The organism is Chondromyces apiculatus DSM 436 (assembly GCF_000601485.1).
GTDB lineage: Bacteria > Myxococcota_A > Polyangia > Polyangiales > Polyangiaceae > Chondromyces > Chondromyces apiculatus.
Map to the genome: position 1 here is coordinate 50,644 of NZ_ASRX01000022.1, position 13,971 is coordinate 64,614.

Here is a 13,971-nt window from a genome sequence, read left to right on the forward strand (position 1 = left end):
AGCCGCCAGCCGAGCCACCCCTCGACGCCGGTCCACGAGGTGCCCTGGAACACCTGGCAAGCGCGCCTGCCGCGCCCGCGGATGCGCACCGAACGGCTCGGGCGGTGGCGCCGTACAGGCGGGTCTCCCTCGTGGATTGGCAGCGGGAGCGCTACCCTGTCCAGGGCGACTGGGGAGCCAAATGATGGCGGGACTTTACATTGGCACGGGTTCCCGGGACCATGAGTGCGGCTCTCTCTCCCGCTGTTAGCAGATGGCGTATCGACCCCCGACTCCCGGTCTGCTCGTGGACGGCAAGTACCGCCTCGCAGAGCGTATCGGCGGGGGCGGCATGGGAGACGTGTTCCGCGCGGAGCACGCGCTCGCCGGCCGCAGCGTCGCCATCAAGTTCCTCCACCCCGAGCTCGCCGACAGCCGCGAGTTCTCGGCCCGCTTCTTCCAGGAAGCCCAGGCGGTCAACCGGATCCGCCACCCCAACATCGTCGACGTGATCGACGCCGGGGTCGGCGACCAGGGCCCCTACATCGTCATGGAGCACCTCGACGGCGAGTCGCTCGGCATGGCGCTCGCGCGCTTCGGGCGGCTCGAGGTCGACGCCGCGGTGGGCGTTGCCATCCCCGTGCTCGAGGCGCTCGACGCCGCGCACCGCGCCGGCATCGTGCACCGCGATCTCAAGCCCGAGAACATCTTCATCGCCTTCGACCCTGGCAAGAACCAGGCTGTCGTGCGCCTGCTCGACTTCGGCATCGCCAAGATGATGGACGCCGAGGGCCCCTCGCTCACGCGCACCGGCGTCGTCTTCGGGACCCCGGACTACCTGTCGCCCGAGCAGGCGATGGGCGATCAGCCGATCGATGGTCGCAGCGACCTGTTCTCGCTCGGGGTGCTCCTCTACGAGGTCCTCACCGGCACGCGCCCCTTCCGCGCGCCCACCGCGGTGGCCACCGCATACCGCGTGGTGAACGCGGAGGTCCCGCGGCTCGCCGCCGCCGGCGTCACCGTCGACAGCAAGCTCGAAGCGATCGTCCACAAGCTCCTCAACAAGGAGCCCGGCAAACGATTCCAGCTCGCCTCCGACGTCGTCCGCGAGCTGGACCGCACGATCCCTGACGCCACGAGGCGCGCCTCCGCGCTCGGCCGCATCATCAACGTGCAGCGCCGCATGGCGCTCAGCATGAACAGCGCGAGTGCGAGTGGTCAGAGCAGCCACGGCGCTGACGCCGAGCGGCTCTCCTCGTCGCGCGACAGGCTGAGGCACGGCGGTCCTCTCGACCTGCCGGCCGTCGTGCGCGTCCAGTCCTCCCTTCTCGGCAGCAGCGGTCGCCAGAGCGACGCCGCGCCCGCGCGCACCCCCGAGCCCCCGCGGCCTGCGCCGGGCGCCGCGCTCTCCGACGCCTTGCGCGCCCGGAGCGAATCTGCGGTGCAGATCCCGCCGATGCCGCCCATCCCCCGCATGGACCCGGTCCCCACCCAGCGCAGCGCCGACCTCCGCGTGTCGGAGCCGACGAAGCGCAGCGCCGACATCAGCTCCCGCATCAAGAAGGAGATCCGCCGCCCCAGCAACGCCACCGTGCGCCCCTTCCCGGCGCGGTTCCGCAACCAGTACCAGGTGCGCGGCCCGGTGCTGCGCAGCGTCGACCGCGCCATCATCGAGGAGTACGGCAAGAGCGCCCGCGACGAGGTCGTGACGCACATGCCCGGCCAGTACGCCGAGGACTTCCGGCAGGACTCCATCAACGCGCTGGTTCCTTACGAGCTCGAAGCGCTCGACGCCTACATGGAGCTCGCGACCTCGCTCGTGCTGCGCGATCTCGAGCGCTGGCGCGACCTCGGCCGGAACGCCGTGATGGGCGAGCTTCAGAGCCTGGTCCGGCCCCTCATCTCCCGTCCGTCGAACGACGTGACGAACATCGTGCGCCGCGGCATCAACACCTGGTCCCGCCTCTTCACCTTCGGCTCATGGCGGGTGGCGACGGGCCCGACAGGCCGCGTGTCCCTGCACATCGGCGACTTCGATCCCGCCTCGCTCCCGCTGCGCCTCTGGCTCGTGGGCATGGTCGAGGAGACGACCCGCAAGGCAGCCGGCGGCGGCGTGCGCGTCACCATCACCGCCGGCGAGATCGGGTTCACCTCTGACCTCGCCTGCGAAATCGTCCTCTGAGTCTCCACGAGGGAACCCGTGTCCCCTCGCCCCGTCGGGGGTGAATCCCGACGGGGCCCACTCCCCTCGAACCGCTCTCGCCAGCCGCCACGCAGTGCCCTTGGCAAAGCGTCGCGCCCTGAGTTTCACTTGGAGTGAGCGACGCGGCGTCAGCTCTGCGTGCTCTCGCCGCCCGTGGTGCTCCCGGCAGTGCTCTCGCTCCCGGTGGTGCTCTCGCTCCCCGTGACGCTCCCGGCAGTGCTTTCGGCAGCGCGGCTGTCTCCAGCGTCCGCGCCGCCCGCGCCGCCGCCACCGTCCGCAGTGCTCCCGGCACCTTCAGCACCCTGCTTGCGAGCCCTGAAGCACTCCTGACAGAGCACCTCACGCCCCTCGACGGGCTTGAACGGCACCTCCGCCGCCTTCGCGCACTGGGCGCAGGTGATCGCGAACATCGGCCGCGGCGCACCGCCGCCTCCCTTGCGCTTTCCTTCTCCACGCTGCGGTGACGCGGACCGCTGCGGCTTTCCCCCGCCCTGCGGACGACCGCGCAACGGCTGGCGCGCTTCCCCGTGCCGCGCTTCCCCGTGCCGCGCTTCGCCTGGACGCGCCTCGACCTCGCGACCCGACGCCATCGGACTCCGGTACTCGCCGGAAGCCGGAGCGCGCCCCGCAACCATCGGGCTGCGGTACTCCCCGCCCCGCCCCGCGACCATCGGGCTACGGTATTCCCCGCGGCCACCCGCGCGCCCTGCGACCATCGGGCTGCGGTACTCCCCGCGCCCCCCAGGCCCACCTCCCGTACGGCCCGTACCCATCGGGCTCCGGTAGCCGCTCGGGTCTCCCGTGACGCCGCGACCTCCCTCCGGATCTCCCGGCTGCCCCACGGTCATCGGCCGGCGGTACTCCTCGGCGCTCCCCGTGCGCTCCTCGGCCATCGGGCTGCGGTACTCGTTCGGGTTCCCCGTGCCCCGGGGCGCACGCCCCTGCTGCGGCGCGCGTCCGTCCTGCGCGCCCTCCCGTGCTGCACCTCCGGACCGCACGTTCCCCCGGTCCTCGTCCTCGTCCTCCGTGACGACGGTCGTCGCGCGCTTCGCCCTCGCGACGGCAGCCATCGCCTTGGCCTCTGCCCTCGCGTCGGCCTCCGCGTCGGCCTTCTCCTGAGCGAGGCGGGCGCGCTCCTCGGCGTCCTCTGCGGTCGCCGCCTCTCCAGGCGCTGCCGCTCCCGGCATCGCCGTTCCTTCGTGCGCTGCGGCTCCTCCGAGCGCTGCGGCTCCTCCGAGCGCTGCGGTGCTTTCCTGGTCTCGGGCGCTTTCCTGGTCTGCGGTCCCGCGACCTGCCGCGTCGAGCGGCGCCACCTCGTGACGCGCCGCTTCGGGGTTCGACGCGCCTTTGTGGGATGCGTCGTGCTCTACCACTTCTTCGTGCTCTGCCATGGCCTCTCGGCGTCGTGACGTGGGGACGGCGACTCTTTTGAAACATCCGCGCGGCGATCCGCGCGACCCGGGGGGAACGCTCGCTGGGTCACCTGCAGCGGAGCCCGGTCCTCGAACCGCGGCTACGGTGACACGCTCGCTCCGGGGGTCAAGAGCCGGTCAGACCGCAGGCAGGCTTTGATTTCACGAGAGCACAAGCTACCATCCGCGCCCTTCCCGCGGCCTTTGCAGCGGGGCTTTCAGCCTCTTCGGGACGAGGGAGCTCACCGGCAAGTCGGCGCGCTCTCACGCCTCGGCCAGCCGCGGGGAGCTTCGGCCGCGCGTCTCTCGACACGCGGCCCCTTGCCATGACGTCTTTCACCTTGCGACTCACCGCCGGCGACTTCGACGCTTACTCGCCGACCAAGGCCACGTCGAAGGCGTATTCACGCCCCCGCATGGAGATCAAGCAGCGCGTCCTCGCCTGGGCGCGCGGCATGGCGGCGCGGCTCGCCGAGCACGGCATCTCCGTCGACGTGCACGGCTCGGACGAGCACCCCTCGCTCCGCAACCGCTACCGGGTCGACTGCCAGTGGGTGTTCTTCTGGCGCGACGAGAAGGCCCGCGACGACCTGGACCGCCTCCTCGCGCGTGGCCGCACCATCTCGGCCGAGCTCGACGACGTGAGCCCCTACCGGCGGCACGCCTTCCTCGCCCTGCGCCTCGCCGAGAACGAGGTCGAGGTCTGCTTCGCCGTGCACCCCGACGCCAAGGTCGACATCGAGAACCTCCGCGCCCGCCTCGAAGCCGAGGACTCCCCCCTGCCCGCAGAGCTGTCGACCGCGCTGCACGCGCTCCCCGAGCAGTTCACCTTCGGCGCGGGCGACGAGCGCGTCCCCTGCAGCAGCGCGACGCCCGAGGCCATCCTCACCGCGCTCCGCAGCGCCGCCGCCGGACAGGTCCCCCTCTGGATCGGCTGGTCCCTGCCGCGCGACACCGCCCTCGAGCACGCCGACATCCTCGACGAGCAGCTCGAGGACGCGCTCGCCGCGCTCTCCCCCATCTACCGGCTCGTCGCCTGGTCGCGCGAGAACGACCACCTCGCGCTCGACAGCCGCCTCGAAGGCATCGAGCAGGAGCGCGCCCGCACCCACGCCGAGCTCGAAGCCGAGAACGAGCGCTGGCGCGCGGAGCAGACCGCGGCCCGCGAGCGATCCATGGAGCAAGCGCGCGTGCGCCTCGACGAAGCGCTCCCCGCGCGTCGCCCCACGCTGGAGACGCTCTTCCGCTCCCTCGGTCCGCGCCCCGGCCAGGGCGCTCCCGCGAACAAGCCCACCGCGCCCCGCCCCCCCGGACCTGCGGGATCCCCCGGGCCGCGTCGCCCGGACGACGCATCGAGCGGTCCTCGCAAAGCCCCCGGGCGCCCTGCGCACCCGGCGCAACATGCTGGCGGGAGGCCTGCTCCCGGAGCCCCGCACGACCGTGGCCGCGAGCGCGATGGGCGCGACGGCCGCGACACGCACGTTCGCGACGACCGCTTCCGTGATCGCGAGCGCCGCGATCCCGCGCCGCAGCCCGGCGCTCACGCCGCGCCGTCCGCGCAGCCGACGCAGTCCGCGCCGCCGACGCAGCCCGCGCACGACCAGGCCGGCGCCCACACCTCACCCGCGCCGGGCGCTGCCGAGCCTCGCGTGCACACCGGTGGCCCGCTCGACAAGGGCGCCAGCGTGCGTGTCCTGCGCGGACCCTTCGAGGGCAAGCTCGGCACCATCGGCGATCTCGACGGCAAGGGTGGCGCGCGCGTCTTGCTCGGCCTCCTGTCCACCCGCCTGGACCTCTCCGATCTCGAACCCGTAAGCGAAGCGCAGGGACGACCTTCGCCTGCCGCCCCTCTGCGCAAGCCGCAGGGCGCCGATCCGCGCAAAGCCCGATGAGCGACCCGCCCCGGAGATCATGAGCGACGACAGCGATCCTGCGTGTTATCCGACGTCTCTCTCCGCGCAGTTCCGCCGCAACCTGCACCTCTACCTGAGCGGTGCAGGCCTCCTCGCGGTGCAGCAACTGCTCATGGCCAAGCGCGACTTCCTCGTCAGAGACGCAGTCGACGCTGCCACCCAGAAGTTCCCGGACGCCGCCGCCCAGGCCGCGCTCCTCATGCTGCTCGTCAGCGTGGGCGCCGCCGTGGTGCGCGTCCTCTCGCGCATCACCATGTTCTCCGGCGGACGCAACGTCGAGTACGAGCTGCGCGCGGTCCTCCTCCACCGCCTCCACCAGCTCGGCCCCTCCTTCTTTCGCCGCATGCCCACCGGCGAGATCATGAGCCGCGCCACCAACGACCTCGGCCAGGTCCGCCTCCTCCTCGGCTTCGGCGTCCTCAACGTGATCGGCTCGGTCTTCGCCTTCGCGAGCGCGCTCTACGTCATGCTCCACCTCTCGGTGAAGCTCACCCTCGCCGCCATGGTCAGCATGCCCCTCCTCATGCTGATCACCCGCTGGACCTCCTCGCGCATGTTCACCCGCACCCGCGAGAACCAGGAGGCCCTCGGCAAGATGAGCGACCGCGTCCTCGCCAGCCTCGCCGGCGTGCGCGTCGTCCGCTCCTTCGCCCTCGAAGAGGCCGAGCTGCGCTCCTTCAACACCTTCAACCAGGCCTACCTGGACAAGAGCCTCAGCCTCGCCCGCCTGCGCGGATCCATGGGCCCCATGGCTGGCGCCAGCGTCTCCGTCGGCATCCTCGTGGTCTTCTGGTTCGGCGGCCGGCTCGTCCTTGGTGGCGAGATGTCGAAGGGCGACTTCGTCTCCTTCTGGCTCGCCCTCCTCCGCCTCACCTGGCCCATGCTCGCCCTTGGCTTCGTCGCCAGCATCGTGCAGCGCGGCCGCGCCGGCTACGCCCGCCTCCGCGCCATCTACGAGGCCGAGCCCGAGGTGGTCAGCGGCACGCTCCCCCGCCCCGAGCACGTCCACGGCGCCCTCTCCGTGCGCGACCTCTCCTTCGCCTACGGCGCCCGCACCGTCGTCGATGGCGTGAGCTTCGACGTCCCCGCGGGCGGCTCCCTCGCCCTCGTCGGCCGCACCGGATCCGGCAAGAGCACCATCGCCATCCTGCTCGCCCGCCTCATGCCCACCCCGAAGGGCGCCGTCTTCCTCGACGGCGCCGACATCTGCGACCTCCCTCTCGAGACGGTCCGCGAGAGCATCGGCTACGCCCAGCAGGACGCCTTCCTCTTCTCCACCACCGCCGCCCGCAACATCGGCTTCGCGCTCGACGACCCCGACACCCCCGAGGCCCACGCCCGCATCGAGCACGCCGCCGAGGAAGCCCAGGTCCTCTCCGAGATCCACGGCTTGCCCGAGCAGTTCGACACCGTGGTCGGCGAGCGCGGCGTGCAGCTCTCTGGCGGCCAGCGGCAACGCCTCGCCCTCGCCCGCGCCCTCGTCCGCGAGCCGCCGATCCTCGTGCTCGACGACCCGCTCTCCGCCGTCGACGCCAAGACCGAGGCTGCGATCCTCGCCGCCATCGAGCGCCAGGCTGCGCGCCGCACCGTCGTGCTCATCACCCACCGCGTCGCCGCCGCCCGCCGCTGCGACCAGATCGTCGTCCTCGATCAGGGCCGCGTCACCGAGCGCGGCACCCACGACGAGCTCTCCCGCGCCGGCGGCCTCTACGCCTCCTTCGCCGAGGAGCAGCGCATCGAGGAGGACCTCGCCATGATCGATCTCCCGCCCTCGTCACGCGCCCCCGAGGCGCCCCCGGGGGTCGCATGAGCGAGCCTCAGAAACCGGGCGACCGTGCCTCCACGGGTGCCCCTGCGGGCACCTCCGCGCGTCCCTCCGCGGGCACCTCCCCGCGCGGCCTGCCTCCCCCGCGGGGCCGCATGCCGAGCACGGGCCCCCGCGCCAGCCGCACCGAGGAGGCCCTCACCCGCTTCCACGAGGAGTCCACCCTCGGCCAGTCGTACGACGCGCGCAACCTCGTGCGTCTCTGGCCCTTCGTCCGGCCGCACGCGCGCTTCCTCGTCATCTCTCTCGCCATCCTGGTGGTCAGCTCGCTCCTGGCGCTCCTGCGCCCGCTCATCATGCGCAGCGCGCTCGACACCCTCGACGCCCCCGACGGCCTCGCCCACCTCACCCGCGCCGGCTGGATCCTCGCCGGAACGCTCCTCACCGAGCAGCTCCTCGCGTTCCCGCAGCTCTACACCATGCAGCTCGCTGGCGCGCGGGCCATGGCCGACCTCCGCGCCCACATCTTCTCGTTCCTCCACACCCGGCGTCTCGCCTTCTTCGACCGCACGCCCGTCGGCCGCCTCGTCACCCGCGTCACCAACGACACCGACGCCATCAACGAGATCTTCGCCTCGAACGCGCTCAACGCCTTCGGCGACCTGATCCGCCTCGTGGTCATCGTGGCGATCATGCTCTCGATGGAGTGGCACATGTCGCTCATCGCCTTCGTCGCGGTGATCCCCGTCGCCATCGGCGTGAACTGGACGCGCCGCCGCATCCGCGACGCCTTCCGCGAGGTCCGCACCAAGACCTCCCGCATGAACTCGTACCTGAACGAGCAGGTCTCCGGCATGGCCATCGTCCAGGCCTACGCGCGCGAGGACCACGCCGCCGCCGAGTTCGACGACATCAACCGCGCCTACCGCAGCGCCAACAACCGCTCCATCGTCTACGACGCCACGCTCGACGCCGCCATCGAGATGGTCTCCAGCGTCTGCGTCGCCATGGCCCTCTGGTACGCGGGCCGCTACGCCGGCGTCGAGAGCCTGAAGGAGGTCTCCTTCGGCACCCTCTTCGCCTTCGTGGCGTACATCGACATGTTCTTCGTCCCCATCCGGGACCTGTCCTCGCGCTACACGCTCCTCCAGTCGGCCATGGCCGGCGCCGAGCGCGTCTTCGAGCTGCTCGACAACCGCGACGAGGACGCCGCGAGCGGCGCGCACCAGGCGCAGGACGCCACCGTGGCCGGCGCCGCGGAGGGCGACGCGAGGGTGGCCGACAGGAGCAACGCCTTCGCGCTCGAAGGCGTCACCTTCTCGTACAAGCCCGGCGTCGACATCCTCCACGACGTCTCCATCACCGCCCGCGCCGGCGACAAGGTCGCCCTCGTCGGCGCGACCGGCGCCGGCAAGAGCACCGTCGCCTCGCTCCTGCTCCGCCTCTACGACGTCCACACCGGCGTGATCCGCGTCTTCGGCCGCGACGTCCGCGCCTACCCGCGCGACGAGCTGCGCCAGCAGTTCGCCGTCGTCCCCCAGGACGTCTTCCTCTTCCCCGGCACGGTGCTCACCAACATCGCCGCGGGCGACAGCACGCCCGACCGCGAGCGCGTCGTCCGCGCCCTCCAGCGCATCGGCGCCCTCGACCTCTTCGAGCGCCGCGAGGGCGGCCTCGACGCCCCCGTGCTCGAGCGCGGCCACAACTTCAGCGCCGGCGAGCGCCAGCTCATCGCCTTCGCCCGCGCCCTCTACCGCGACCCGCCGATCCTCATCCTCGACGAGGCCACCGCCAACATCGACAGCGACACCGAGGCCAAGCTCCAGCGCGCCCTCGAGGGCGCCATGAAGGGCCGCACCGCCCTCATGATCGCCCACCGCCTTTCCACCATCCGCGCCGCCGACCGCATCGTCGTCTTCCACAAGGGACGCGTCGTCGAGCAGGGCACCCACGATGAGCTGCTCGCCATGGGTGGCATCTACAGCCGCCTCTACCGCCTCCAGTTCGCGCGCGAAGCCCAGGAAGCCGGCGTCCCCTCCTCCAAGGCCAAGCCTCCCGCCGCTGCCGCGCCCGCCGCCGCTCCCTGACCCTCGCGCGTGCCCCCCTACGTCGCGCGCGCTGCTGCGAACGCCGCCACGCGCGCGCCCGCGTTCTGCCGCAGGTTCATGAAGAACATCTGGTACTCGATGGGGTGGTAGTTCCCGGCGCCCATCAGGCGATCGAGGATCCGGCTCGGCATGTCGCGGGGAGCCACGTCGACGCGCTCGACGACGAGCGTCCCGTCCACGCACCGCGCGTCCGCGAACCCTGGGCGCGGCGCCGGATCGTCGCTCTCCAGGAACACCGCGCCCAGGTTCAGCGCACGCGCCGCGGGAGCGCCGTCGAGGCGCCAGGTCAGCGGGTTCGTGCACAGCCGCTCGCGCGTGTCCGGGCGGTGCATCTCGTACTCCGATGCCGTGTAAGTGGGGCTCCGCGCGTTCCAGGCGACGACGCAGTGAACGTCATCGGGCGCGCGACATGCCGCGACGTCCCGAGCCCGCTCCGCGAGACTGGCGGTGCCGACCCGGCCTCCGATCAGGTAGGCCGCAACGAGCTGATCCCGGAGCGCGGTGCCAGAGATCACCTCGTACAGCAGTCGCTCCGCCATCACCGTCCCCTGGCTGTGCGCGGCGAGGATGAACGGCCTCCCGGCCCCGCGTCGTGCATGGAAGGCCTCGAAGGCTCTCCGCACATCCTCGTACGCCACCTCGATCGCGCGATCCCCGTCGGCCGAGGGGCGCACGAACGACGTGCTGTTGGCCTGCCGGTACCGCGGCGCGTACACCGCGCAGCAGGCGTTGAACGCCGACGCCTGGATCCCGGTCGCGACCCGGTCGGTGGCCTCGTTGAGCGACGCATCGTCGGTCGGCGCGTTCCAGCGACTGCCCACGTACGAGGTCGGGTGCACGTAGAAGACATCCGTCCCTGCCTGGCGCGAATCCATCGCCGGGGAGCCCGTGGGCGCGCGGTCCGCGAAGTCCTCGCGTTCCGGAAGCGCGCTCCAGCTCCGGGCGTCTGCGTAGTCGGGCGCAGGCGGTGTGGCTCCGGCATCGAACGGATCACGCGGCGTGATCGCGAAGCGCACCAGCCCGTCGATGTTCCACGCGGCCAGCACTCCCAGCCCGACCACGCCGAGCCCCACCCAGCCCGCGACCCGTCCCACCTTCTTCCACCTGCTCATCGGCCACCCTCTCCTCGCGGGACCCCTGTCTGCTTCGTCGCGTCGATCCGCCGGAGAACTTGCCACCTCCTCTTCGTATTCCTCGGCATTCGCTCTGCGGGTCACCCACCTCGCCACCGCTCAGGTGCTTCGCGCTAGCGCCCAGGGCTTTCCAGCTCGGTGCCCACCTGCAGCCGGTCGAGATAGTCCTGGTACACGAGGGCGCGGTCCCGCTTCTTGCCGGTGCTCTCGACCAGAATGCCTGCCTGCGTGAGCAGATCGACCGCGCGACCGGCCGTGGGCTTCGTCGTTTTCAAGGCCTCTATGACGGACGCGATCGTCACGATCGGATGCTGCGGCAGAAGCTCGAAGAGGCGCATGGCAGCGACCGAGATGTCGTCGCGTGCAAGGAGGCGTGACCTCGCCGTGGCGACCAGCGCGAACAACTCACGCGCTGACGCGATGGCCTCATCGGCGATGGTCGCCACACCATCCAGAAAGAAGTCGAGCCAGCCCTCCCAGTCGCCGTCGCTCCGCACGGCGGTGAGGCGCCGGTAGTACTCATCGCGGTGCCGTAGCTGCTAGTAACGCAAACGTGTCTAGCGGAACGAGATAAGAACGAATCCTTTACCAGCGAGCCGTCCGCTCTGGGCAGGAACGCAACCCACCCACCTCACCTCAATCTTTTCGGCCACTTACGCCCCCCCGCCGAAAAAAAAACGCAAGGCGTGCTCCGGCCATGTCGAGAACCGAGCCCGGGCTCCGACTACGGGGTGAAGGCGCGCTCCACCGAGGGGCGCCCGCGCTGAACGCACGCAACGACCCGAACGAAGAAGGAGCCCACCATGAAATTCATGCTGATGATGCACACCCCGAACGGCGGCCCCTACCAGATCGCGAGCTGGCCCCACCAGGACATCAAGGGGCACATCGCCTTCATGATCGACCTTGCCAAGAGGCTCGGCGCCTCGGGCGAGCTGGTGTTGGCCGAGGGCCTCTCCGGTCCCGAGGAGGCCAAGCTCGTCCGCGCTGGCAAGGACGGCAAGCCGATCACCGACGGCGTCTTTCCCGAGACCAAGGAGTTCCTCGCCGGCTTCTGGATCGTGGACGTCGAGAGTGCCGAGCGCGCCTACGCCATCGCCGCGGAAGCTTCCGCCGCGCCCGGGCCTGGCGGCGCGCCCCTCAACATGGGCATCGAGGTCAGGCAGGTGCCGAGCGGCCTGCCGGCGGACATGATGCCCTGACGTGACGACGCCGCGCGCCTCCGCCTCCTCCGTCCAGCACCTGCTCCGCGACCTCGCGCCGCAGGTGCTGGGCGTCGTGGTCCGCCGCTTCGGCGACTTCGCCGCCGCCGAGGACGCGGCGCAGGAGGCCTTGATCGCCGCCGCGACCCAGTGGCCGCGCGAAGGGATCCCCGAGAACCCGCGCGCGTGGCTCGTCCACGTCGCCTCGCGCCGCATCGCCGATCACATCCGCGCCGAGAGCGCGCGCCGCCGCCGCGAGGCCTTCGTGGTGAGCCTCATCCCCCCGGAGGACCAGCTCGCCCTCGCCCCGGACGACGAGGCTCCGGAGCGCGACGACACCCTCGACCTCCTCTTCATGTGCTGCCACCCCGCGCTCTCGCCCGCGTCGGCCATCGCCCTCACCCTGCGCGCCGTCGGCGGCCTGACCACCGCCGAGATCGCCAGCGCCTTCCTGGTGCCCGAGGCGACCATGGCCCAGCGCATCAGCCGCGCGAAGCAGAGCATCAAGACCTCCGGCGTCCCCTTCGCCATGCCCTCGCCCGAGGAGCGCGACGCCCGGCTCGGCGCCGTGATGCACGTCCTCTACCTGATCTTCAGCGAGGGCTACACCGCGAGCGCCGGCCCCGAGCTGTACCGCACCGACCTCTCCAGCGAGGCGCTCCGCCTCACCCGCATGCTCCACCGCCTCGTCCCCGACGATGGCGAGGTCGCTGGCCTCCTCGCGCTGATGCTCCTCACCGACGCCCGTCGCGCTGCCCGCAGCGGCCCTGCTGGCGAGATCATCCCGCTCGACGAGCAGGACCGCGCGCTCTGGAACCGCGACGCTATTACCGAAGGCGTCGCGCTCATCAGCGCCACCCTCTCCCGCGGCGCCGTCGGTCCTTACCAGCTCCAGGCGGCCATCGCGGCGGTGCACGACGAAGCCCCGCGCGCCGAGGACACCGACTGGCCCCAGATCCTCGCGCTGTACGATCTCCTCCAGCGCATGAGCGACAACCCCATGGTGACGCTCAACCACGCCGTCGCCACGGCCATGGTCCAGGGCCCTGCCGCGGGCCTCGCCTGCCTCGACGCCATCGCCGACGACCCCCGCCTCCGCGACCACCACCGCCTCGATGCCGTCCGCGCCCACCTCTTCGAGCGCCTCGGCGATCGCGACCGCGCCGCCGCGCACTACCGCCGCGCCGCCGACCGCGCCACGAGCATCCCCGAGCGCAACTACCTCCTCGTGCGCGCCGCGCAGGCCGCGGAGCCTCGGTCCACCTGAGGCGACCCCTCCCGCCCGGAGAGCGCCGCGCTGAGGTCACTGCCCCTTCCGCCCGGAGAGCGCCGCGCTGAGGTCACGCCTCCTGCCGCTCCCGACGCCTCACGGCGCATGATCCCCCTCGGGCCCTGACGCGGTAGGCTGCGCGTGCGCGGTGGATCGCGCGCATCGGGTGCAGGTTGCCACGAGAAGAGGCAGCGCCCGGCCACCCAGCACAGGGGAAGCGATGACGACGAGCAGCAGGTTTTGCTGGTACGAGCTGAGGACCACGGACACGGCCTCAGCGCAGGCGTTCTACACCGACGTGGTCGGCTTGCAGGTGCGCGACGCCGAGGGTGCTGCCGCGTTTTGCCTCGCGGACAGGCCCGTCGCCACCCTCATGAAGCTCTCCGAGCGCGCCGCGGCCCAGGGCGCTCCGGCGCACTGGCTGGGGCACCTCGGCGTGGACGACGTCGACGCCGCCGCGCAGCGGGTGATCGCGCTCGGGGGCGCACAGCTCGGCCCTGCGCAGCGCACGGCCGACGGCACGCCGCTCGTGCTCCTGCGTGACCCTGGCGGCGCGGTGCTGGCGCTGCGCCCCCGGATGGACGAGGCGAGCAATGCCGTCATCTGGCACGAGCTGCACACCGTGGATCGCGAGCGCGTCTGGCCGATGTACGCCGAGCTGTGCGGCTGGCACGTGACCGACTCCCTCGATCTCGGGAGCGAGGCGGGCACCTACCAGATCTTCGGCTGGGATGAGGGCGACCTCGGCGCGGGAGCGATGATGAACAGCGCCCGCTCCCCGGGGATCCACCCGCACTGGCTCTTCTACTTCAGGGTGGAGGATCTCGACGCCGCCGTCGCCAAGGTCCGCACCCGCGAAGGCAAGGTGATGTTCGGCCCCATGCCCATCCCCGGTGGCGGGCGGATCGCGATGTGCGAAGACCCGCAAGGCGCAGCCTTCGCCATGCTCGAACCCATGCCCGGCTGACGACGCGTCCGCGCCCGCG

10 protein-coding genes are annotated in these 13,971 nt (G+C 71.7%); 7 read left to right on the forward strand and 3 right to left on the reverse strand.

Features of this window, described 5'->3' with window-relative positions; genetic code table 11:
* Positions 1–253 precede the first annotated feature (253 nt).
* Complete coding sequence (locus CAP_RS44745) at positions 254–2,161, forward strand: serine/threonine-protein kinase (protein ID WP_081864942.1); 1,908 nt, start codon at positions 254–256, stop codon at positions 2,159–2,161.
* 149 nt (positions 2,162–2,310) lie between these two features.
* On the opposite strand, the gene CAP_RS44750 is transcribed toward CAP_RS44745, so the two are convergent.
* Complete coding sequence (locus tag CAP_RS44750; RefSeq protein ID WP_052375372.1) at positions 2,311–3,573, reverse strand: CxxC-x17-CxxC domain-containing protein; 1,263 nt, start codon at positions 3,571–3,573, stop codon at positions 2,311–2,313.
* A gap of 347 nt (positions 3,574–3,920) precedes the next feature.
* Between CAP_RS44750 and CAP_RS16160 the strand changes: the two genes are divergently transcribed.
* Genes CAP_RS16160 through CAP_RS16170 form a run of 3 tightly spaced genes read left to right on the forward strand, consistent with a single transcriptional unit; the run spans position 3,921 to position 9,359 of the window.
* Positions 3,921–5,486: a KOW motif-containing protein gene (locus CAP_RS16160; RefSeq protein WP_044241573.1), complete on the forward strand. Its 1,566-nt coding sequence runs from the start codon at positions 3,921–3,923 to the stop codon at positions 5,484–5,486.
* A gap of 19 nt (positions 5,487–5,505) precedes the next feature.
* Complete coding sequence (locus CAP_RS16165; protein WP_044241575.1) at positions 5,506–7,317, forward strand: ABC transporter ATP-binding protein; 1,812 nt, start codon at positions 5,506–5,508, stop codon at positions 7,315–7,317.
* Positions 7,314–9,359 carry an ABC transporter ATP-binding protein gene (locus CAP_RS16170; RefSeq protein WP_231511511.1) on the forward strand — a complete coding sequence of 682 codons (2,046 nt, stop codon included), beginning with the start codon at positions 7,314–7,316 and terminating at the stop codon, positions 9,357–9,359. Before CAP_RS16165 ends, CAP_RS16170 begins: the two co-directional genes overlap by 4 nt.
* A 17-nt stretch (positions 9,360–9,376) precedes the next feature.
* On the opposite strand, the gene CAP_RS16175 is transcribed toward CAP_RS16170, so the two are convergent.
* Entirely contained in the window at positions 9,377–10,492 is a 1,116-nt protein-coding gene (locus CAP_RS16175; RefSeq protein ID WP_052375373.1) for a DUF3089 domain-containing protein, read from the reverse strand.
* Between the two features lie 134 nt (positions 10,493–10,626).
* Positions 10,627–11,010, reverse strand: coding sequence for a Fic family protein (locus tag CAP_RS16180; RefSeq protein WP_052375374.1), 384 nt, complete (start codon positions 11,008–11,010; stop codon positions 10,627–10,629).
* 306 nt (positions 11,011–11,316) lie between these two features.
* On the opposite strand from CAP_RS16180, the gene CAP_RS16185 reads away from it, so the two are divergent.
* From CAP_RS16185 to CAP_RS16195, 3 genes are all read left to right on the forward strand, one after another.
* A complete protein-coding gene (locus tag CAP_RS16185) occupies positions 11,317–11,715 on the forward strand; it encodes a YciI family protein (RefSeq protein WP_044241577.1) in 399 nt (132 codons plus the stop codon).
* A gap of 1 nt (position 11,716) precedes the next feature.
* Entirely contained in the window at positions 11,717–12,982 is a 1,266-nt protein-coding gene (locus tag CAP_RS16190; protein WP_044241579.1) for an RNA polymerase sigma factor, read from the forward strand.
* 223 nt (positions 12,983–13,205) lie between these two features.
* Positions 13,206–13,952 (forward strand): VOC family protein, encoded by a 747-nt coding sequence (locus CAP_RS16195; RefSeq protein WP_044241581.1) that lies wholly within the window; start codon positions 13,206–13,208, stop codon positions 13,950–13,952.
* Positions 13,953–13,971: the final 19 nt, after the last annotated feature.